The organism is Azospirillum thermophilum (assembly GCF_003130795.1).
Classification (GTDB): Bacteria; Pseudomonadota; Alphaproteobacteria; order Azospirillales; family Azospirillaceae; genus Azospirillum; species Azospirillum thermophilum.
This window is the reverse complement of the sequence record NZ_CP029352.1, coordinates 25,051-46,027: the sequence shown is the minus strand read 5'-3', so window position 1 is coordinate 46,027 and position 20,977 is coordinate 25,051. Positions and strand designations below refer to the sequence as shown.

Genomic DNA, 20,977 nt, shown 5'->3' with positions numbered 1-20,977 from the left:
GGACGCATCCGCCGGTCTGCGGCGGGTGCCGTCGCCTGTTTTCGGTGGACGGCCATGGACCTCGGCAATCTCGGCCTCTTCAAGCTGATGTCGCGCAAGATGGGTTGGCTGACCCAGCGGCAGGAGGTGCTGGCGCAGAACATCGCCAACGCCGACACGCCGGAGTACAAGTCGCGCGACCTGAAGCCCTTCACCTTCCGCGACGCGCTGACCGACAACCGGCGCCTGACGCCGTCCGCGACCAACGCCGCCCATCTGGCCGGTACGCGCGGCCCCGGCGGAATCGCCAAGGACCAGAAGGTCCGCGACCCCTACGAGACGGCGCCGGACGGCAACAACGTCATCCTGGAGGACCAGATGATCCGCCAGGGCCAGACGGTGATGGACTACCAGACCATCACCAACCTCTACAAGAAGCAGGTCGCGATGATCAAATCCGCGATCCGCACCGGCAGCTGACGGCAGGAGGGCTGAGGGATGGACCTCTACAAGGCCATGGCGGCCTCGGCCGCCGGCATGAAGGCGCAGGGCACCCGGCTGAAGGTGATCGCGGAGAACCTGGCCAACATCAACACCACGGCGGAAACGCCGGGCGATCTGCCCTACCGCCGCAAGGTGGTGGTCTTCCAGAACGTGCTGGACCGCCAGATGGGGGTCGACACCGTCCGCGTCGCCAAGATCGACGTGGACAAGAGGGACTTCCAGCGCCGCTACGACCCCTCGCACCCCTCGGCCGACGCCGACGGCTACGTGCTGCTGCCCAACGTGAACTCGGTGGTCGAGGCGATGGACATCCGCGAGGCCCAGCGCAGCTACGAAGCCAACCTGTCCGCCATCGACAACGCGCGCCAGATGCTGACGCGCACCATAGACATCCTGCGCAGCTGAGCCGCTCGGCAGCACTCCACCCCAGTCACGGAGCCGGTCCCATGGTCAACCCCGTCAATGCCGCCGCGGCCTACGCCGCCACCGCCGCCAAGACCGTCGGCGGGGGGATGGCGCCGCGCGACGGCGCCAGCTTCGGCGACGCGCTGGAGGAGGTGGCGAAGGAGGCCGTCGGCTCCCTGCAGAAGGGCGAGACCATGTCGGCGCTGGCCGCCGTGGGCAAGGCCGACCTGACCGACGTCGTCCAGGCGGTCAGCAACGCCGAGGTGACGCTGCAGACCGTCACGGCGGTGCGCGACAAGGTGCTGAACGCCTACCAGGAAATCCTGCGCATGCCGATCTGACGGCGCGCCTGTCCCCGGTCCCGCCGTCATGAGCGAAACGGAAGTCATCGAGATCTGCCGCACCTCGATCATCACGCTGGTGATGGTCGCCGGGCCGATCCTCGTCATCATGATGGCGGTGGGCACGGTGATCTCCGTCTTCCAGGCGGTGACCCAGATCAGCGAGCAGACGCTGGCGATGGTGCCGAAGGTGCTGCTGGTCTTCGGCCTGTCGATCCTGCTGATGCCCTTCATGCTGGGCGAGCTGACGGAGTTCTTCCAGCACGAGGTCGCCGACCGCATCGTCGCCATCGGGGTGGGGGCCAATCCCGGGGCCGGGGCGAACGGCGTTCCGGTCACGCCCGGCACCGGCGTGACGCCGGCCCCGGTCACCGATCCCGGCGGATGAACGCGCTGTCGCAACTGGTGGGCGACCAGCTCTTCGTCTGGCTCCTCGTCTTCGCCCGGGTGGGCACGGCCTTCAGCGTGATGCCGACCATCGGCGACGCCTTCGTCTCCGCCCGCACGCGCCTGCTGTTCTCGCTGGCCGTCTCGGTCGTGGTGGCGCCGGTCCTGCGGCCGCAGATCCCGCCCGTGCCGACCGACCTGTTCCGCCTGCTGGTCCTGCTGGTGGGCGAGATGGGGGTCGGCATCTTCCTCGGCACCGTGGCGCGGCTGCTGATGGGGGCGCTGGAGGTGGCCGGCACCATCATCAGCCTGCAGGCCGGCCTCGCCAACGCGCAGATCTTCAACCCGGCGATGGCGACGCAGGGATCGCTGCCGGGCGCCCTGATGGGCTGGCTGGGGCTGCTGCTGCTGTTCATCACCGACCTGCACCATCTGCTGATCATGGCGGTGATCGACAGCTACGCCACCTTCGCGCCGGGCGGGGCGATCGCGGTGGACGACATGGCGAACGTGGTCTCGCAGCTCGTTTCCAAGAGCTTCCTGCTGGGCGTGCAGATGTCCGCGCCCTTCCTGATCACCGGGCTGCTGTTCGCGCTGGCGCTGGGGCTGCTGAACAAGCTGGCGCCGCAGATCCAGGTGTTCTTCCTCTTCACCTCCGTCCAGGTGGCGCTCGGGCTGTTCATGTTCGCCCTGACGCTGGCGGCGATGATGATGTTCTGGCTGAGCCACTTCGAGTCGACCTTCGTCGACTTCCTGAAGCCGACCTGAGCGCGAAAGGAGACTGCCGGTGTCCGAAGACGCGGACGAGTCCTCCAAAACAGAAGAGCCGACACAGAAGAAGCTCGACGAGGCCCACAAGAAGGGCCAGTACGCGATGACGCGCGAACTCGGCAACTGGCTGATGGTCGCGGCGATGCTGGTCCTTCTGTTGTCCGTGGTGCCGGGAACCCTGAAGGGGTTGATGCTACGGCTGAACTATTACCTGGAGAACGTCGACGGAATCACGCTGGACCGCGGCGGGGTGGGAGCCGTCCTGTTCCGCGTGATGTCGGATACCCTGTGGGCGCTGTGGCTGCCGATCGTGCTGCTGGTGATCGCCAGCGTCCTTGCGACCGTCAGCCAGAAGGGGTTCAGCGTCTCGTGGGAGCTGATCCAGCCCAAGCTGGAAAAGCTGAACCCCATCGCCGGGTTCGGCCGCATGTTCAAGCTGAGCACGCAGGGCGTCGAGCTTCTGAAGAGCCTCGCCAAGCTGGCGGTGGTGGGGGCGGTCTCCTACCTCTGCCTGCAGCCGATGTTCACGGGCATCGAGCATTTCATCGGCATCGACATGATGGCGATGGTGCGGGAGATGGACGTGCTGGCCTTCCGCCTGCTGGCCGGCGTGCTGGCGGTGCTGACCGTCATCGCCGCCGGCGACCTGTTCTGGCAGCGCTACGAGTACAACAAGAACATGCGCATGACGAAGCAGGAGGTGAAGGACGAGCACAAGCAGCAGGAAGGCGACCCCATGGTGAAGGGCCGCATCCGCCAGATCCGCTTCGAGCGGGCGCGCAAGCGCATGATGGCGGCGGTGCCCGAGGCCGACGTGGTGGTGACCAACCCGACCCACTTCGCGGTAGCGCTGAAGTACGACCCCACCAAGATGAGTGCGCCTCTCGTGCTCGCGAAAGGCGTGGATCAGGTCGCCTTCAAAATCCGCGAGGTCGCGGAAGCGAACGAGGTGCCCGTGGTGGAGAATCCGCCGCTTGCCCGTGCGCTCTATGCCGCATGCGATATCGACGAGGAAGTCCCGTCCGAGCACTATCGTGCGGTCGCGGAGGTGATCACTTACGTGTTCAAACTGAAGGGGCGGTCCTTGCGTCATTGAGGCACCGGACGCCACCTTGGTTGAAGTGTTATGGGTGGTGAACGGCTGGTCTGGAGTTCCGGTGAACGACGCAACCTCTCTTGTCGATGAACCCCGGCGCGGCGGGAGGTGGTCCGGGTCCGGGCACCCCGTCGCCACGGCGCTGCTGTATGCGCTCGCTCCGCTCGGGCTGGCCGGGCTGGCCGGCGGGCTGCTGATCGACAATGATCCGGTGGCCTGGGCCGGTACGCTGGCGGCGGCGGCGGGGGTCGCCCTGCTGGTCGGGCGCGCGGCCTCGGCGACGCGGCGGTCGAGCCGGCTCGGCCTTCTGCTGGGCGGCGCGCTGGAAGGGCTGCCGGCCGGGCAGCTGCTGTGCGACGGCGACGACAACGTGGTCTTCATCAACGGCGCCTTCCGCGAGCTGTCGGGCTGGCGCGACGGCGAACGGCCGCTGGACGCGCTGGAGCGCCGCTTCGCCGGCGATCCCGACGGGCTGGCCGAGTTCCGCCGCCTGCGCGAGCGCGTGCGGGCCGGTACCGCGGCCTCGGCCGAGCTGGCCGTGCCGTACGAGGGGCGCCCGCCGGTCTGGCTGCGCCTGCAGGGCCAGCCGGTCTACGGCTTTCCCGGCTCGGTCCACTGGCGGGTCGAGGACATCACCGCCCGGCGCGAGCTGGAGCAGGTGATGCTGCGGGAGCAGGCCAAGCTGGTCGATTTCATGGACCATGCGCCGGTTGGCTTCTTCTCCGTCGACCAGGACGGCCATTTCCTGTTCGTCAACGCGACGCTGGCCAAGTGGCTCGGCTGTTCCCCGACCGATCTGGTGGAAGGCGGGCGGACGCTGCACGAGATGCTGGCGACGCCGCCGGCGGGCGCCGCGCCCTACGACCTGTTCGAGGGCGGCGGGCCGGAGCAGCGCGGCGAGCTGGCGATGCGCGGGCCGGGCGGCCGGCGCTTCCAGGCCTCGGTGGCGCAGACGGTGGTGCGGGCGGAGGACGGGCGGCAGGTCCACACCCGGTCGGTGGTGCGCGACCTGACGCCGGAGCGCGAGTGGCAGGAGGCGCTGCGCCTGTCCGAACAGCGCTTCCAGCGCTTCTTCGAGGACGCGCCGATCGGCATCGCCCTGGTGGACGAGCACGGCCGGCTGGCGGAATGCAACGAGGCCTTCCTGGCGCTGATCGGCAGCGCCGCGCAGGAGGTGATCGGCCGCCCCATGCCGGACCTGATCGTCCCGGCCGAGCGCGACATGGTGGCGGAGCGGCTGAAGGAGGTGCAGGGCGGCGGCGATCCGGCGGCCCCGCTGGAAATCCGCCTGTCCGCCGGGCGGGAGCTGAGCGCCCAGCTCTACGCCCGCCGGCTGGGCGGGGTGGGGCCGGACGGCGCCGCCGGGCTGATCCTGCACTTCATCGACATGACCGAGCGCAAGAGCCTGGAGGCGCAGTTCGCCCAGTCGCAGAAGATGCAGGCGGTCGGCCAGCTCGCCGGCGGCGTGGCGCACGACTTCAACAACCTGCTGACGGCGATGATCGGCTTCTGCGACCTGCTGCTGCTGCGGCACAAGCCGGGCGACCAGTCCTTCAGCGACATCATGCAGATCAAGCAGAACGCCAACCGGGCCGCCAACCTGGTGCGGCAGCTCCTGGCCTTCTCGCGCCAGCAGACGCTGCAGCCGCGGGTGATCAACGTCACCGACGTGCTGGCGGAGCTGGCGAACCTGCTGCGCCGGCTGATCGGCGAGAACATCGAGCTGAAGATGATCCACGGCCGCGACCTCGGCCTCATCAAGGTGGACCAGAACCAGCTCGAACAGGTGATCATCAACCTGGTGGTCAACGCCCGCGACGCCATGGCCGGCGGCGGGCGGCTGACCATCGTCACCTCCAACTACGCCGTCGCCAACGCCGAGCGCCGCGAGCACGAGACGATCCCGCCCGGCGACTATGTCTCGGTCGAGGTGATCGACACCGGCTGCGGCATCCCGCGGGAGAACCTGCAGCGCATCTTCGAGCCCTTCTTCTCGACCAAGGAGGTCGGGTCGGGCACCGGGCTCGGCCTGTCCACCGTCTACGGCATCGTGCGGCAGACCGGCGGCTTCGTCTTCGTCGACAGCGCGGTGGGCGAGGGCACCACCTTCACCATCCTGCTGCCCCGCCACCAGGGCGAGATCCGGCCGGTGGACAGCGGCGAGCCGCGCGAGCGCCGCGGCAGCGACCTGACCGGCACCGGCACCATCCTGCTGGTGGAGGACGAGGACGCGGTGCGCGTCTTCTCCGCCCGCGCCCTGCGCAACAAGGGCTATCAGGTGCTGGAGGCCAAGAACGGCGAGGCGGCGCTGCAGCAGATCGAATCCAACGGCTCGCGCATCGACCTGCTGATCACCGACGTGGTGATGCCGCAGATGGACGGCCCGACGCTGGCCCGCCACGTCCGCCGGCTGCGTCCGGACATGCGGGTGATCTTCATCTCCGGCTATGCCGAGGACCGGCTGGGCGACATCGACGGGGTGGAGGTCGCCCATTTCCTGCCCAAGCCCTTCTCGCTGAAGCAGCTCGCCAGCAAGGTGAAGGAGGTCATCCGGGAGGGGAAATAGCGCCTCTCCCTTGCCATACGCGATACCCGCGGACCATCGCCGGAGCCCCTCCCGGCTCCTCTCCCTGCCCCCCTCGCGACCTCCCTCGCGGAACCGGAACGCCGGCGGAACATTGGTCCTTGCAAACGAGAACAAAGAGAGTACATTCACTCTCGTTGCACGTTCAGCCTCGTTGCATGAGCGCCGGCCGTATGGTCTAAGAGAGGGGAACCGGGCATGTCGTCCGCACAGCTTCGTTTGGTCGAGAAGGATTCCATGGACAAGCAGAAGGCCCTCGACGCCGCCCTGAGCCAGATCGAACGTGCCTTCGGCAAGGGTTCGATCATGAAGCTCGGCGCGCGTGAGAACACGGTCGAGACGGAAGTGATCTCCTCCGGCTCGCTCGGCCTCGACATCGCGCTCGGCATCGGCGGTTTCCCGCGTGGCCGCATCATCGAAATCTACGGGCCGGAAAGCTCGGGCAAGACGACGCTGGCGTTGCATGCCATCGCCCAGGCCCAGAAGAACGGCGGCACCTGCGCCTTCGTCGACGCGGAGCATGCGCTGGACCCGGCCTATGCCCGCAAGCTGGGCGTCAACATCGACGAGCTGCTGATCTCCCAGCCCGACGCCGGCGAGCAGGCGCTGGAGATCGCCGACACGCTGGTGCGCTCCGGCGCCATCGACGTGCTGGTGGTCGATTCGGTGGCGGCTCTGGTGCCGCGGGCCGAGCTGGAGGGCGAGATGGGCGACAGCCACGTCGGCCTGCACGCCCGCCTGATGAGCCAGGCGCTGCGCAAGCTGACCGGCTCGATCTCCAAGTCCAACTGCCTCGTCATCTTCATCAACCAGATCCGCCTGAAGATCGGCGTGATGTTCGGCAACCCGGAGACGACGACGGGTGGCAACGCGCTGAAGTTCTACGCCTCCATCCGCCTGGACATCCGCCGCATCGGCTCGATCAAGGACCGCGACACGGTGGTCGGCAACCAGACCCGCGTGAAGGTGGTGAAGAACAAGATGGCCCCGCCCTTCCGGGTGGTGGAGTTCGACATCATGTACGGCGAGGGCGTGTCCAAGGTGGGCGAGCTGCTCGACCTCGGCATCCAGGCCGGTGTGGTCGAGAAGTCCGGCGCGTGGTTCAGCTATGACGGCACCCGCATCGGCCAGGGCCGCGAGAACGCGAAGACCTACCTGCGCAACAATCCCGAGATGGCCGACGCCATCGAGGCGAAGATCCGCGGCAATGCCGGCCTCGTCGCCGACGCCATGATGGGCACCCCGGAAGCCGACGCCGACGCCGCCACGCCGGAGTAAGGCAACTCCGGGGGCGGGCGCGAAAAAGGCCGGCAGGGGAGAATGCCCGTGCCGGCCTTGTTTCTTTCGGGTCCGTCCCGCCGTCCGTTCCGGGTCGGCCGGGCGCCCTTCCGGGGCGTCACGCCTGCAGCATGGCGCTTTCCTTGCCGCACATGACGAAGACGCGCTTGTAGCTCTTCAGCAGGGCGTCGGTCAGGGCATTGACCTCCGGGCTGGAGATGGCGCGGGGCTTGGCCGGGTCGACGTGCAGGACGCAACTGTCCGGCGTGTCGTTGAAGGCGGCCAGCGCATGGATGCGGTCCGGGCGGAACTCCTCCGGGAAATTCTCGTCCATCAGCCAGAAGCACTGGAAGTTCCGGCAGGACTGCGGCCGCTCGTCATAGATGGTGCAGCCCTTGCCCTGGTCGCAGGACGCGCACCATTTGGCGGACGGCTTCTTCAGTTCCGGCACGCCCATCAGCTTGCAGCACAGGGTGCATTCTCCGCAGCCGCGGTCCGACATGATGACCAATTCTCCGTTGATGAAACCGTCAGCCGGCCGGGGCGGCGTACCGCGCCGGGCATTCGGCAAGCAGCCGTTCGATCCCTTCAGGTGGGGTCGGACGGGCGAAGTGGAAGCCCTGCGCGTATTTGCACCGGATGTCCTGCAGGAAGCCAGCCTCTTCTGCGGTCTCCACCCCTTCGGCGACCGCGTCGAGCTGCAGGATGCTGGCGAGCGTGGCGATGACCTGGACGATGGCGGCGTTGCTCTCGCCCGAGCTGATGGCGCGGACGAAGCTGCGGTCGATCTTCAGCGTGTCCACCGGGAAGCGGTGCAGGTAGGCGAGCGAGGAGTAGCCGGTCCCGAAATCGTCGATCGACAGCCGCACGTCCATGGCGCGGATCTCCATCATCCGTTCGCGGCAGCGGTCGGGATCCTCCATCAGCAGGCTTTCCGTCAGCTCCAGCTTCAGGCTGGACGGCGCGATGCCGCTCTCCGCCAGCACCTCGCGCACCAGCCCGACGAGGTCGTCGTCGCGGAACTGCCGGGAGGAGACGTTGACGCTGATGAACAGGGGCTGCGGCCGCGGGAAGCGCGCCTGCCAGCAGGCGGCCTGCCGCGCCGCCTCGCGCAGGGCCCAGCGGCCCATCGGCACGATCAGCCCGGACTCCTCGGCCAGCGGGATGAAGTCCCCCGGCGGGACCAGGCCGCGCTCCGGATGCTCCCAGCGCATCAGCGCCTCGAAGCCGGCGACGGCGCCGTCCTCCAGCGTGACGATCGGCTGGTAGTGGAGGCGGAGCTGCCCCTGCTCCAGCGCCGCGCGCAGCTCGGCCTCCGTCCGCATCACCGCCATGGCCTGGCGGCGCAGGTTGGCGTCGAACAGGTCGATGCGCGCCCGTCCGCCCGACTTGGCGCGGTACATGGCGAGGCTGGCGTCGCGCAGCATGTCCTCGGCCCGGTCGTAGCCGGTGGCGCTGAGGGCGACGCCGATGGAGGCGGTGACCACCAGATCGTGACCGTCGAGGGTCACCGGCCGGGCGATGGCCTGGGCGATGCGTTCCGCCGCCTCGACGGCGTCGCTGGCGTCGCCGATGTCGTCGATCAGGACGCCGAACTCGTCGGCCGACAGGCGGGCCAGCGTGTCGCCGATGCGCCGGACCTCCTTCAGCCGCTCGGCGATCGCCTTCAGCAGCCGGTCGCCGGTCGGGGTGCCGAGCGCGTCGTTGATCGACTTGAAGCGGTCGAGATCGACGATCACCGCGGCGAACAGCCGGCCGCCGCCGCGCCGGTTGCGGTCCAGCGCCTGGCTGATGCGGTCGAGCAGCAGGGTCCGGTTGGGCAGTCCGGTCATCGTGTCGTGGACGGCGTCGAAGAGCAGCTGCTCCTCCGCCCGCTTGCGCGCGGTGATGTCGGTCATCGATCCGGCCATGCGCACGGCCCGCCCGTCGGCCCCGCGCACCGCCAGCCCGCGGATCAGCACCCACAGCGTGCCGCCGTCGGCGTGGCGCATGCGGCATTCATGCTGCAGATGCTCCCGCTGGCCGGAGAGATGCAGCGAGATGGCGGTGTTCAGTCCCGGCCGGTCGAGCGGCTCGACCCGCTTCATCCAGTCCACCAGCGTGCCGGCCAGCGCCTCGTCCCGGCAGCCCATCATCTCCCGCCAGCGGGGGGAGTAGTAGACCTCGCCCGTGTCGATCCGCCAGTCCCACAGCCCGTCGGCGGCACCCGCGGCGGCGAGCGCGTAGCGTTCCTCGCTGTCGCGCAGCCTCTGCTCTGCCAGCTTGCGGTCGGTGACGTCGGCCTGGCTGCCGACCAGCCGGACCGGCCGCCCCTCGGCCGACAGCACGGCGACGCCGCGGCAGGCCATCCAGCGCAGGCCGCCGTCGGCGTGGCGGATGCGGTATTCGATCTCGAAGGGGGCGTCGCGCCGCTCGCCCAGCCGGTCGAGCGCCTGCAGCAGGGCCGGCCGGTCCTCCGGCGCCACGCGGTCCAGCCATTCCGCGGGGCTGTCGCCCACCTCGGCCTCGGACAGGCCGAGCAGCGACCGCCAGCGCGGCGAGTAGTAGACCCGGCCGGCGGCGAGGTCCCAGTCGTAGAGCCCGTCGTTGCTGGCGGCGGCGGCGAGCGCGTAGCGCTCCTCGCTGCGGCGCAGCTCCCGCTCGGCCCGCTTGCGCTCGGTGATGTCGGAGACGGAGCCGACCAGCCGCACCGGATCGCCGGTGTCGTCCATCACCGCCGTGCCGCGGCAGGCCAGCCAGCGCCAGCCGTCGGACTTCAGCGCCAGATCCGGCTGGTCGGCCCGCCGCACCCGGTGCTCGATCTGGAAAGGGACGGACAGGCCGACCATCTGTCCTTCGAAGGACGCGTGCAGCCAGTCGACGTCGTCGGGGTGGACGAGGGCCAGCCAGTCGTCGGGACGGTTGTCCGGACCACCCGTCACGGCCGGCGGCAGGCCGAGGAAATCCTTGAAGCGGGGGGAGAGGTACAGCGTATCCGTCCGCAGATCCCAATCCCACACGCCTTCCGATCCGGCCTTTTCCGCCAGCAGATAGCGATCGATGCTGCCGCCTGCCATCCTCTCGCCCGATCCTGTCCCCGGCCCGGCGGAGGGTTAACCCGCACTTCACCGTTGTAAAGGCCACTTTAATGAAGGCGGTGTGAACAAGAAATGAAGACCGTCGCGATCACCGATTTCGCGTTGCGCGGCAGTCGCGGCAGTCGCGGCTCCACGAAGCCTTCCCCGTCCGGCCGCAGGGCTCTGGCGGGGCGCCGTTACTCTTGCTAGAGCTTGGCCTATGGAATGGTCCGACCAGGGCATCGTTCTGTCGGCCCGCCCGCACGGGGAGGGATCGGCGGTCGCCACGCTGCTGACCCGCGAGCACGGGCGGCACGGCGGGCTGGTCATGGGCGGCCGGTCGAGCCGCCAGCGCGGCACGCTGGAGCCGGGCACCCTGGTCGCCGCCCGCTGGCGCGGCCGGCTGGCGGAGCATCTCGGCACTTTCACGCTGGAGCCGGTGAAGGGCTATTCCGCCGCCTGGCTCGACGACCCGCTGGTGCTGGCGGCGCTGGCCAGCGCCTGCGCCCTGGTGGAGGCGGCCCTGCCGGAGCATGAGCCGCACCCCGCCCTGTTCGACGGCATGCTCGCCCTGTTCGGCCTGCTCGACACCCCGGCCTGGGCGGAGGCCTATGTGCGGTGGGAGCTGGGGCTTCTGGCGGAGCTGGGGTTCGGCCTCGACCTCGACCGCTGCGCCGTCACCGGGGCCAACGACTACCTCGCCTATGTCAGCCCGCGCACCGGACGCGCCGTCTCCGCCGTGGCGGGCGAGCCCTACCGCGACCGGCTGCTGCCGTTGCCCGACTTCCTGGCCGGGCGGGGCGGCGGCGGCCCCCTGGAGGTGGAGCGCGGGCTGCGCCTGACCGCCCATTTCCTGGAACGCCATCTGCTGAACGGGCCGCTGCCGCCGGCCCGGACCCGTCTGCGGGACCGCTACGCGCATGCGGTGGCGCGCCTGCCCTAGATCTGGTATCGAACCGTCATGAAGTCCCAAGAACCCGCTCTCGACATCCAGGAAAAGCCGCTGGCCGACGCGCTCGGCGAGCGCTACCTCAGCTATGCCCTGTCGACCATCATGTCGCGGTCGCTGCCCGACGTGCGCGACGGGCTGAAGCCGGTGCACCGGCGGCTGCTCTTCGCCATGAGCCAGCTGCGGCTGGAGCCGACCACCCCGCCCAAGAAGTCGGCCCGCGTGGTCGGCGACGTGATCGGCAAGTTCCACCCGCACGGCGACGCCTCGGTCTACGACGCGCTGGTCCGGCTGGCGCAGGACTTCGCCGTGCGCTACCCGCTGATCGACGGGCAGGGCAACTTCGGCAACATCGACGGCGACAACGCCGCGGCCATGCGGTACACCGAGGCCCGGCTGACCGAGGTCGCCAAGGCCCTGCTGGAGGGGATCGAGCAGGACGCGGTCGACTTCCGCCCCACCTACGACGGCGACGGCGACGAGCCGGTGGTCCTGCCGGCCAACTTCCCCAACCTGCTGGCCAACGGGTCGAGCGGCATCGCGGTCGGCATGGCGACCAACATCCCGCCGCACAATGTCGGCGAGATCTGCGACGCGCTGCGCCACCTGATCAAGGACCGCGACGCGTCGATCGAGACGCTGGTCGGCTTCATGCCCGGCCCGGACTTCCCAACCGGCGGCATCCTGGTCGAGCCGCGCGACGGCGTGGTGGAGGCCTACCGCACCGGCCGCGGCGCCTTCCGCCTGCGCGCCCGCTGGGCGGTGGAGAAGCTGGGGCAGGGCACCTGGCAGATCGTCGTCACCGAGATCCCCTATCAGGTGCAGAAGGCCCGGCTGGTCGAGAAGATCGCCGAGCTGCTGACCGCCCGGAAGCTGATCCTGCTGGAGGACATCCGCGACGAATCGGCGGAGGACGTCCGGCTGATCCTGGTGCCGAAGAGCCGGAACGTCGATCCGGAGGTCCTGATGGCCTCCCTGTTCCAGGCGACCGACCTGGAGATCCGCTTCTCGCTGAACATGAACGTGCTGGACGCCGACCATGTCCCGCGCGTGATGAACCTGCGCGAGGTGCTGCAGGCCTTCCTCGACCACCGGCACGAGGTGCTGGTCCGCCGGTCCCGCTACCGGATGGGCCAGATCGACCACCGGCTGGAGGTGCTGGGCGGCTATCTCGTCGCCTACCTGAACCTGGACGAGGTCATCCGCATCATCCGCGAGGAGGACGAGCCGAAGGCCGAGCTGATGCGTGCCTTCTCGCTGACCGAGGTGCAGGCCGAGGCCATCCTCAACATGCGGCTGCGCAACCTGCGCCGCCTGGAGGAGATGGAGATCCGCCGCGAGAACGAGGCGCTGACCGCCGAGAAGACGGCGCTGACCGAGCTGCTGACCGACGAGGGCAGGCGCTGGAAGCGCATCGGCGAGGAGATCGCCGAGATCAGGAAGAAGTTCGGCAGCGGCGCGCTCGGCAAGCGGCGCACCGACGTGGCCGACGCCCCGGCCCTGGTCGACGTGCCGCTCGACGCCATGGTGGAGCGCGAGCCGGTCACCGTCATCTGCTCCTCCAAGGGCTGGATCCGCGCCGTGCGCGGCCACCTGACCGAGGCCGAGCGCGACGACGTCAAGTACAAGGACGGCGACTCCAAGGGCTTCATCATCCCCTGCGAGACGACGGACAAGCTGCTGGTCTTCGCCACCAACGGCAAGTTCTTCACGCTGGCGGTGGACAAGCTGCCGCGCGGCCGCGGCTTCGGCGAGCCGGTGCGGCTGATGATCGACCTCGGCAACGACACGGACATCGTGGCCCTGTTCCCCCACCAGCCCGGCCGCAAGCTGCTGGTGGCGTCGGAGGACGGCCGCGGCTTCCAGGTGGAGGAGGCGGAGGTCGTCGCCCAGACGCGCAGCGGCAAGCAGGTGCTGAACCTGGAGTCCGGCAAGGAGGCCAAGGTCTGCCGACCGGTCGAGGGCGACCATGTGGCGGTGATCGGCAACAACCGCAAGCTCCTGGTCTTCCCGCTGGAGCAGGTGCCGGTGCTGGCCCGCGGCAAGGGGGTGCAGCTTCAGAAATACAAGGACGCCAGCCTGTCCGACCTGAAGACCTTCGTGCTGGCCGAGGGGCTGAGCTGGAAGCACGGCGAGCGGGAGTTCCGCGTCACCGACCTGACCGGCTGGCTGGGCGACCGCGCCGGGGTCGGCAAGATGCCGCCCAACGGCTTCCCCAAGGTGAACCGCTTCACCTGATCCGCCGGGGCGGTTCAGTCCGCCGCTCCGCCACATCGGACGCGCGAATCGCCCCGCCGGCCCCCGCCGGCGGGGCGAGTTCGTTTCCGCCTTTTCGTACCCGGCCAATAAGTCACTGGAATCAGGCATGGACTCGTCGGTTGGCCTTGATCGGATCTGCTTGTTTCCTGCATAGTTGGGTCGGCAAAACGAAGCTGGGACGGATCGGTCGCGAGGCCGGCGGTTAGCCCGGACGGACAGGGAGGAGACGCATGACCACCGGGACTGCGTGCGGTCTGGTGCGCCACCACGGGTGGTGCACAGCGGCCGTGGCCGGCGGCGGTGCGCCGTCCGGGATGGCCGAGTGTGCATCCTTATGTCTCCCCGCCTTCACTGCTCGTCCCGTATCCCGGCCGCTGCGCGCGGTTGCCGGAGCATCGGGCATGGATGTCTTCGGACGCACGCGAAGAACAGAATGAACAAGGGAGCCTTTGAATGAAACGTCGCGCCTTTCTGACCTCCGCCGGCGTCGGTGTCGCCGCCAGCACGCTGGCCGCTCCGGCCATCGCCCAGAGCAACCCCGAAATCAAGTGGCGGTGCGCCTCCAGCTTCCCCAAGAGCCTGGACACCATCTATGGCGGTGCCGAGTTCGTCGCCCGCCGCGTCGCCGAACTGACCGAGGGCAAGTTCCAGATCCGCGTGTTCGCCGGCGGCGAGATCGTCCCGGGCCTGCAGGTGCTGGACGCGGTGAAGGACAACACGGTGGAGTGCGGCCACACCGTCTCCTACTATTATGTCGGCAAGGATCCGACCTTCGCCTTCGACAGCGCGATGCCCTTCGGCCTGAACGCCCGCCAGCAGAACGCCTGGATGACCCATGGCGGCGGCCGGGAGCTGATGCGGGAGTTCTTCAAGGGCTACAACATCATCCAGTTCGCCGCCGGCAACACCGGCACCCAGATGGGCGGCTGGTTCCGCAAGGAAATCAAGACCGTCGAGGATCTGAAGGGCCTGAAGTTCCGCATCGGCGGCTATGCCGGCACCATCATGTCGCGTCTCGGCGTCGTGCCGCAGCAGATCGCCGGCGGCGACATCTATCCGGCGCTGGAGAAGGGCACCATCGACGGCGCCGAGTGGGTCGGCCCCTATGACGACGAGAAGCTCGGCTTCAACAAGGTCGCCAAGTACTACTACTATCCGGGCTGGTGGGAAGGCGGGCCGCAGGTCTCCTTCCTCACCAACATCAGCCAGTACGAGACGCTGCCGAAGCACTACAAGGCCGCGCTGGAGGCCGCCTGCGCCGAGGCGACCCTGGACATGACCGGCAAGTACGACGTCCAGAACATGCTCGCGGTGAAGCGGCTCGTCGCCTCCGGCACGCAGCTCCGGCCCTACCCGAACGAGGTGCTGCAGGCCTGCTTCCAGGCGGCCATCGACACCTACGAGGAAGAGGCTGCGAAGAACGAGAAGTTCCGCAAGGTCTACGAGCAGTGGCGCAAGTTCCGCGAGGACGAGTACCTGTGGTTCCGCGTTGCCGAATACAGCTTCGACCGCTTCGTCTACAGCGCTCCGCCGCTGGCGAAGAAGTAAGCCGCTCTCCGGAGCGACCTGGAAGGCCCCGCGAAAGCGGGGCTTTTCTTTTTGCCCCTCTTCCGTTCGTGGCCGTGCCGGATGGCGGCGCTGCACCGGATGGCGGCAAAGGAAAAGGGCCCAGGATCGCTCCTGAGCCCTCTGGCGGTTGGATCGCAGCGTTACTTCTGCTGAAGCTGCTTCATGATGTCGGCGTTCGGATCATCCTCCTGCTGGCCGGGGAAGGCCGGCGGGCCGTCCGTTCCGCTGTCGAAGGCGGGGATCTCGATCTTCACCTTGTCGAGGTCGATCGGAGCCTGCTTGTCCAGGCCGGCGCTGACCAGCTCGGGGAAGCTGATGACGATCGCCACCATGATGACCTGGATGACGACGAAGGGCACGGCACCCCAGTAGATCTGCGCGGTGGTGATCTTCTCCGTCAGCTTGCCCGTCACCTTGTCGATGTAGTCGGTGCGCGGGGCGACGCTGCGCAGGAAGAACAGCGCGAAGCCGAAGGGCGGGTGCATGAAGCTGGTCTGCATGTTGACGCCAAGCAGCACGCCGAACCAGATCAGGTCGATGCCCAGCTTGTCCGCCACCGGCCCCAGCAGCGGCACGATGATGAAGGCCAGCTCGAAGAAGTCGAGGAAGAAGGCCAGCAGGAAGATCAGGATGTTGCAGACGATCAGGAAGCCGAGCTGGCCGCCCGGCAGGCTGGTCATCAGATGCTCGACCCACAGGTCGCCGTTCACCGCGCGGAACACCAGGCCGAAGACGGTGGAGCCGATCAGGATGAACAGGACGAAGCTCGACAGCTTGGCCGTGCTGTCCATGGCCTGCTTCAGCAGGCCGAAGCTCAGCTTGCGCTTGGCCAGCGCCAGCAGCATGGCGCCGGTGGCGCCCATGGCGCCGCCCTCGGTCGGGGTGGCGACGCCGATGAAGATGGTGCCCAGCACCAGGAAGATCAGCACCAGCGGCGGGACCAGCGAGGTCAGGACGCGCAGCAGGAGCTGGGCGCCGCGCAGCGAGCGGGCCTCCGGCGGCAAGGCGGGGGCGCACTCCGGCTTGATGATGGTCATCACCAGGATGTAGCCGGCATAGAGGCCGGTCAGCACCAGGCCGGGGATCAGCGCGCCGGCATACATGTCGCCGACCGACCGGCCGAGCTGGTCGGCCAGCACGATCAGCACCAGCGACGGCGGGATGATCTGCGCCAGCGTGCCCGACGCGGCGATGACGCCAGACGCGATGCGCCGGTCGTAACCGTAGCGCAGCATGATCGGCAGCGAGATCAGGCCCATCGAGATGACGGAGGCCGCCACCACGCCGGTGGTCGCCGCCAGCAGCGCGCCGACGAAGATCACCGCATAGGCGAGGCCGCCGCGCAGCGGCCCGAAGAGCTGTCCGATCGTGTCGAGCAGGTCTTCCGCCATGCCCGACCGTTCGAGGATCAGTCCCATGAAGGTGAAGAAGGGGATCGCCAGCAGCGTGTCGTTGCGCATGATGCCGAACACGCGTTCCGGCAGGGCCTGGAACAGGGCCGGCGTCAGCAGCCCCAGCTCGATGCCGATCAGGCCGAAGACCAGCCCGTTGGCGGCCAGCGCGAAGGCGACGGGGAACCCCATCAACAGGAAGAGCATCAGCGCCGCGAACATCAGCGGCGCCATATTCTCGATCAGGAAATGCGTCATCGTCTGAAATCCCGCGCCGTCAGGAGTGGCCGTGCATCTTCTCGCCCGGCTCGTCGATCGCGCCGGCGAGATAGGCGATGCGCTTGATCAGCTCGGACACGCCCTGCAGGGTCAGCAGGAAGAAGCCGGCCGGGACCAGGAACTTGGAGGGCCAGCGGATCAGGCCGCCGGCGTCGCTCGACATCTCGTTCGTCAGGTAGCTGTCCATGAACATCGGCCAGGACAGGACCATGATGAGGATCGTCATCGGGAACATGAAGACGAGGATGCCGAAGATGTCGACCCAGGCCTGCACCCGCTTGGAGAAGCGGCCCAGGATGATGTCGATCCGGATATGTTCGTTGCGCAGGAACGTGTAGCCGGCGCAGAGCAGGAACACCGCGGAGAACAGGTACCACTGCAGTTCCAGCCACGCATTCGAGCTGTGGTTGAGGCTGTAGCGGATCACGGCGTTGCCGGAACTGACGAGGACGGCCAACAGCACCAGCCAATAGGTCAGCTTCCCGATCCCATCGTTGACGGCATCGATCAGCCTGCTGAGCGCGAGCAGGACTCTCAACGGAGGACCTCCCTGTTTATTGCTGCGGCTCTTTGTGCCGCATTGCCTTTTGTAATGTCCACTTTCGCGACGTCGGCTAGGCCCGGCGTCAGAGGCCATTCGGCCGGACAGACTACCACTAAGTGGCATGAAACCGCAGGACTATTCCCCGCGCGGCCGGTTCACGCAAGGGATACGAAGGAGCTACGTAGAATCCCGTAGAGGTGACGCTTGCCGCTGCTGCCAAGGTGCCGGTCAGGGGCGGGATCGGCCTTCATCCGGTACCAGCCGTCGCGTCCCAGCGCCTCCAGCGGCTGGAACCGCACCTTGTAGGCCATCTTGCGGCTCTGCTCGATCCAGTAGCCGAGATAGACGTGCGGCAGCCCTTCCGCGCGCGCCCGCTCGATCAGGCCGAGGATCATGAAGGTGCCCAGGCTGCGCCGTTCCTGCCGCGCGTCGTAGAAGCTGTAGACCGCCGAGAAGCCGTCGGTCAGCCGGTCGATCAGCATGCAGCCGATCAGCCGGCCGGTGGCGTCGCGCGCCTCCAGCAGGCCGGTGTCGGCCCGTCCCTCGTCCACCATGGCGGCGAAGTCGCCCATGGCCATGCGCGCCATGTCGGAATCGCCGTGGCGCGAGGCCTGGTAGCCGGCGAACAGGCGGTACTGCTCCGCCGTGGCGTAGGCCGGCCGCTCGGTCAGCCGGACGTCCTGGTTCAGCTTCAGCACGCGCTTTTGCGAGCGGGTCGGCTCGAACTCCGCCACCGGGACGCGGACGGGCACGCAGGCGTGGCAGTTGGGGCAGACGGGGCGGTAGACGATGTCGTGGCTGCGCCGGAACCCGGCACGCGACAGGGTGGAGTTCACCTCCGCCGCGTACGGGCCGATCAGCCGCGTGAACAGCTTGCGCTCCACCCGTCCCGGCAGGTAGGGGCAGGGCATCGGCCCCGACCGGAAGAATTGCTGCAACGGGCGTTGCGGCGGCTGGATGACCGACATTTCGCCTACGGTGTGCTTGGACCCACGGCTCCCAGATTACTGCGACTGTTCCGTTACGGCCAGCGGCGCGTCCAGCCCGAAGAAGGCCTGTCCGATTTCGTTGGTGACGCCGTTCATCTGAAGCTGGATCCAGTCGAGATACTCGTGCAGCCCGTCGCGCAGCACGCCCTCGATCGGGCGGGACAGCAGGCCGGCCAGCAGCTCGTCCACCCGCTCCATGGCCGCACTGCCGCCGCGCAGCTCGTAGCGGGAGCGCAGCCGGGTCAGCACCCCGTCGATCTGGCGGACGCACATCACCACCGACCGCGGGAAGCCCTCGTTGAACAGCATGAAGCCGGCCACCGTGGCGGGCGTCATGCCACGCGGATAGACGCGGCGGAAGGCGTGGTAGCCGGCGGTGCAGCGCAGCACCGTCATCCACTGGCTGATGTCCAGCGTCGACCCGACCTCCATCGGCGAGGGCAGCAGCGTGTGGTACTTGATGTCCAGCAGCCGCGTGGTCTGGTCGGCCCGCTCGATGTATTTGCCGAGCTGATAGAAGTACCAGCCCTGGTCGCGGTAGAAGGTGCCCTCGGTGATGCCGGTGTGGGTCTGGCACTCCTCCTTGATCCAGGTGCAGACCTTGGACAGGTTCGGCATCGGGACGTCCCGCGCCGACATCTCCTGCAGCTTCTTGTGGAAGACGTTGATCTGCGTCCACATCTCGGTCGAGATCCAGGGGCGCAGCGTCCGGGCGTTCTCCCGCGCCATCCGCAGCATCGACAGCAGCGAGTTGGGCGCCTGCGGGTCGAACATGTAATAGTGGATCACCGCCTCCGCCGTCGGCCGGTCGTGGCGGCTGAAGAAGTCCTTCTCGTCGGCGTTGAGCTGGACGATGGAGAACCAGTTTGTGGCGCCGCGGGTGTCGCGGGCGAAGGTCTCGTGCACATCGAGGATGCGGGCGAGATTCTCCGCCCGCTCCATGTAGCGGGCCATCCAGAAAATGCACTCGGCATACCGGGCGAGCAGGTTCATGCCGCACCCCCTTCCAGAACCCAGGTGTCCTTGGAACCGCCGCCCTGGGAGGAGTTGACGATCAGCGTGCCCTTCTTCAGTGCGACGCGCGACAGGCCGCCGGGCAGCACCCAGGTGCTCCTGCCGGTGATGGCGAAGGGACGCAGGTCGACGTGGCGCGGCTCGATCCCGTCGTCGGTCACGGTCGGGCAGACCGACAGGTCGACCACCGGCTGGCTGATGTAGTTGGCCGGATCGGCCAGCAGCTTCGCCCGGCATTCCTCCAGCTCGGCCCTGCTGGCGCGCGGGCCGATTGTGATGCCGTAGCCGCCGGCCTCGCCCACCGGCTTGACCACCAGGTCCGCCAGATGGTCCAGCGTGTACTGCAGCGCGTCGGGCTCGCGGCAGATGCGGGTGTCGACGTTGGGGATGATCGGCTCCTGGTCCAGGTAGTACTTGATCATCCGCGGCACGTAGCAATAGACCGCCTTGTCGTCGGCGACGCCGGTGCCGATGGCGTTGGCCAGCGCCACGTTGCCCTTGCGGTAGGCCTCCAGGATGCCGGGAACGCCCAGCAGGCTGTCGGGGTTGAAGGCCCGCGGGTCGAGGAAGGCGTCGTCCAGGCGGCGGTAGATCGAATGGACCGGGGCGAGGCCGTTGGTCGTCTTCATGTAGACGCGGTCGTTCTCCACCACCAGGTCGCGCCCTTCGACCAGCGGCACGCCCATCTCGCGCGCCAGGAAGATGTGCTCGAAATAGGCGGAGTTGTAGCTGCCGGGCGACAGCAGCACGACCTGCGGGTCGACCACCCCCTGCGGCGCGATCTCCATCATCGCTTCCAGCAGCTTGTGGCCGTAATTGTCGACCGGGCGGATGCCGATGTCCTGCATCAGGTCGGGGAAGACCCGCTGCATCATGTGCCGGTTCTCGACCACGTAGGAGACGCCGGACGGCACGCGGCCGTTGTCCTCCAGCACGCGGAAGGTGCCCTGGCGGTCGCGCACCAGATCGGTGCCCATGATGTGGATGTAGGTGTCGAAGGGCACGTCCAGCCCGACCATCTGCGGGCGGAAATTGGCGTTGCGCTCCACCAGGTCGCGCGGGACGACGCCGTCCTTCAGGATCTTCTGGTCGTGGTAGATGTCGTGGAGGAAGAGGTTCAGCGCCGCGACGCGCTGCTTGACCCCGGCCTCCAGATGGCTCCACTCGGCGGCGGAGATCACGCGGGGGATGATGTCGAAGGGCAGGATCCGGTCGACCGCCTCCTTGTCCGAATAGACCAGGAAGGTGATGCCGAGGTTGTAGAGCTCCCGCTCCGCATCCTGCGCGCGGCGGCGCAGCTCCTCGAAATCGAGCCCCGACAATCGCTGGCGGATCAGGGCGGCGTGGTCGGCGGGACAGTCCCGGCCGCCGAACAGCTCGTCATGGTAAGGGCCGGGATCGTAGGACGACAAAAGGTCAGTAGGTTTGGCCTCGGGTACGCTCACGGACTCCCCCGCGCTAGTCACGGACCATGGTCAGCCGGCCGATCGGCAAGGCTTGCGTTAAGGAGTATGACCTATCGCCGCGCGCCTTGAACAGGTGAAACACGCCCGTCATTGTGCGACGCAATGTCAAAAGAGGA

Annotated in this window: 18 protein-coding genes; 11 read left to right on the top strand and 7 right to left on the bottom strand. The window is 68.1% G+C overall.

Annotated features, from left to right (window positions below; genetic code table 11):
* Nucleotides 1-54 precede the first annotated feature (54 nt).
* The 8 genes from flgB to recA all read left to right on the top strand — a co-directional run bounded on the left by flgB (nucleotide 55) and on the right by recA (nucleotide 7,345).
* Complete coding sequence (gene flgB, locus DEW08_RS00230) at nucleotides 55-459, top strand: flagellar basal body rod protein FlgB (protein WP_109323543.1); 405 nt, start codon at nucleotides 55-57, stop codon at nucleotides 457-459.
* 18 nt (nucleotides 460-477) lie between these two features.
* Nucleotides 478-888, top strand: a complete 411-nt coding sequence (flgC, locus tag DEW08_RS00225; protein WP_109323542.1) for a flagellar basal body rod protein FlgC — start codon at nucleotides 478-480, stop codon at nucleotides 886-888.
* Between the two features lie 41 nt (nucleotides 889-929).
* Nucleotides 930-1,229: a flagellar hook-basal body complex protein FliE gene (gene fliE / locus DEW08_RS00220; protein WP_109323541.1), complete on the top strand. Its 300-nt coding sequence runs from the start codon at nucleotides 930-932 to the stop codon at nucleotides 1,227-1,229.
* A gap of 28 nt (nucleotides 1,230-1,257) precedes the next feature.
* Entirely contained in the window at nucleotides 1,258-1,617 is a 360-nt protein-coding gene (locus DEW08_RS00215; RefSeq protein WP_109323540.1) for a flagellar biosynthetic protein FliQ, read from the top strand.
* Nucleotides 1,614-2,384 carry a flagellar biosynthetic protein FliR gene (gene fliR, locus DEW08_RS00210; RefSeq protein WP_109323539.1) on the top strand — a complete coding sequence of 257 codons (771 nt, stop codon included), beginning with the start codon at nucleotides 1,614-1,616 and terminating at the stop codon, nucleotides 2,382-2,384. The genes DEW08_RS00215 and fliR overlap by 4 nt, the downstream gene beginning before the upstream one ends.
* Before the next feature lie 19 nt (nucleotides 2,385-2,403).
* Nucleotides 2,404-3,483 (top strand): flagellar biosynthesis protein FlhB, encoded by a 1,080-nt coding sequence (gene flhB, locus DEW08_RS00205; RefSeq protein ID WP_109323538.1) that lies wholly within the window; start codon nucleotides 2,404-2,406, stop codon nucleotides 3,481-3,483.
* A gap of 61 nt (nucleotides 3,484-3,544) precedes the next feature.
* Complete coding sequence (locus DEW08_RS00200) at nucleotides 3,545-6,049, top strand: hybrid sensor histidine kinase/response regulator (protein ID WP_109323535.1); 2,505 nt, start codon at nucleotides 3,545-3,547, stop codon at nucleotides 6,047-6,049.
* 216 nt (nucleotides 6,050-6,265) lie between these two features.
* On the top strand, nucleotides 6,266-7,345 hold the full coding sequence (gene recA / locus DEW08_RS00195; protein WP_109323534.1) for a recombinase RecA: 1,080 nt from the start codon (nucleotides 6,266-6,268) through the stop codon (nucleotides 7,343-7,345).
* A gap of 118 nt (nucleotides 7,346-7,463) precedes the next feature.
* On the opposite strand, the gene DEW08_RS00190 is transcribed toward recA, so the two are convergent.
* Complete coding sequence (locus DEW08_RS00190; protein WP_109325210.1) at nucleotides 7,464-7,847, bottom strand: hypothetical protein; 384 nt, start codon at nucleotides 7,845-7,847, stop codon at nucleotides 7,464-7,466.
* 28 nt (nucleotides 7,848-7,875) lie between these two features.
* Entirely contained in the window at nucleotides 7,876-10,401 is a 2,526-nt protein-coding gene (locus tag DEW08_RS00185) for a sensor domain-containing protein (protein WP_109323533.1), read from the bottom strand.
* A gap of 220 nt (nucleotides 10,402-10,621) precedes the next feature.
* On the opposite strand from DEW08_RS00185, the gene recO reads away from it, so the two are divergent.
* The 3 genes from recO (at nucleotide 10,622) to DEW08_RS00170 (ending at nucleotide 15,157) form a co-directional block, all read left to right on the top strand.
* Complete coding sequence (gene recO / locus DEW08_RS00180) at nucleotides 10,622-11,344, top strand: DNA repair protein RecO (RefSeq protein ID WP_109323528.1); 723 nt, start codon at nucleotides 10,622-10,624, stop codon at nucleotides 11,342-11,344.
* Nucleotides 11,345-11,362: 18 nt separating this feature from the next.
* Nucleotides 11,363-13,588, top strand: coding sequence for a DNA topoisomerase IV subunit A (parC, locus tag DEW08_RS00175; protein WP_109323525.1), 2,226 nt, complete (start codon nucleotides 11,363-11,365; stop codon nucleotides 13,586-13,588).
* Nucleotides 13,589-14,062: 474 nt separating this feature from the next.
* Complete coding sequence (locus DEW08_RS00170; RefSeq protein ID WP_109323521.1) at nucleotides 14,063-15,157, top strand: TRAP transporter substrate-binding protein; 1,095 nt, start codon at nucleotides 14,063-14,065, stop codon at nucleotides 15,155-15,157.
* A 161-nt stretch (nucleotides 15,158-15,318) separates the two neighbouring features.
* Here DEW08_RS00170 and DEW08_RS00165 read toward each other — a convergent pair whose 3' ends face one another.
* The 5 genes from DEW08_RS00165 to DEW08_RS00145 form a co-directional block, all read right to left on the bottom strand.
* A complete protein-coding gene (locus DEW08_RS00165) occupies nucleotides 15,319-16,827 on the bottom strand; it encodes a TRAP transporter large permease (RefSeq protein ID WP_109323520.1) in 1,509 nt (502 codons plus the stop codon).
* A gap of 19 nt (nucleotides 16,828-16,846) precedes the next feature.
* Complete coding sequence (locus DEW08_RS00160; protein WP_109323519.1) at nucleotides 16,847-17,386, bottom strand: TRAP transporter small permease subunit; 540 nt, start codon at nucleotides 17,384-17,386, stop codon at nucleotides 16,847-16,849.
* 161 nt (nucleotides 17,387-17,547) lie between these two features.
* Nucleotides 17,548-18,360, bottom strand: a complete 813-nt coding sequence (locus DEW08_RS00155; protein WP_109323518.1) for an arginyltransferase — start codon at nucleotides 18,358-18,360, stop codon at nucleotides 17,548-17,550.
* A 36-nt stretch (nucleotides 18,361-18,396) separates the two neighbouring features.
* Complete coding sequence (locus DEW08_RS00150; RefSeq protein WP_109323517.1) at nucleotides 18,397-19,374, bottom strand: alpha-E domain-containing protein; 978 nt, start codon at nucleotides 19,372-19,374, stop codon at nucleotides 18,397-18,399.
* On the bottom strand, nucleotides 19,371-20,840 hold the full coding sequence (locus DEW08_RS00145) for a circularly permuted type 2 ATP-grasp protein (protein ID WP_109323516.1): 1,470 nt from the start codon (nucleotides 20,838-20,840) through the stop codon (nucleotides 19,371-19,373). The genes DEW08_RS00150 and DEW08_RS00145 overlap by 4 nt, the downstream gene beginning before the upstream one ends.
* Nucleotides 20,841-20,977: the final 137 nt, after the last annotated feature.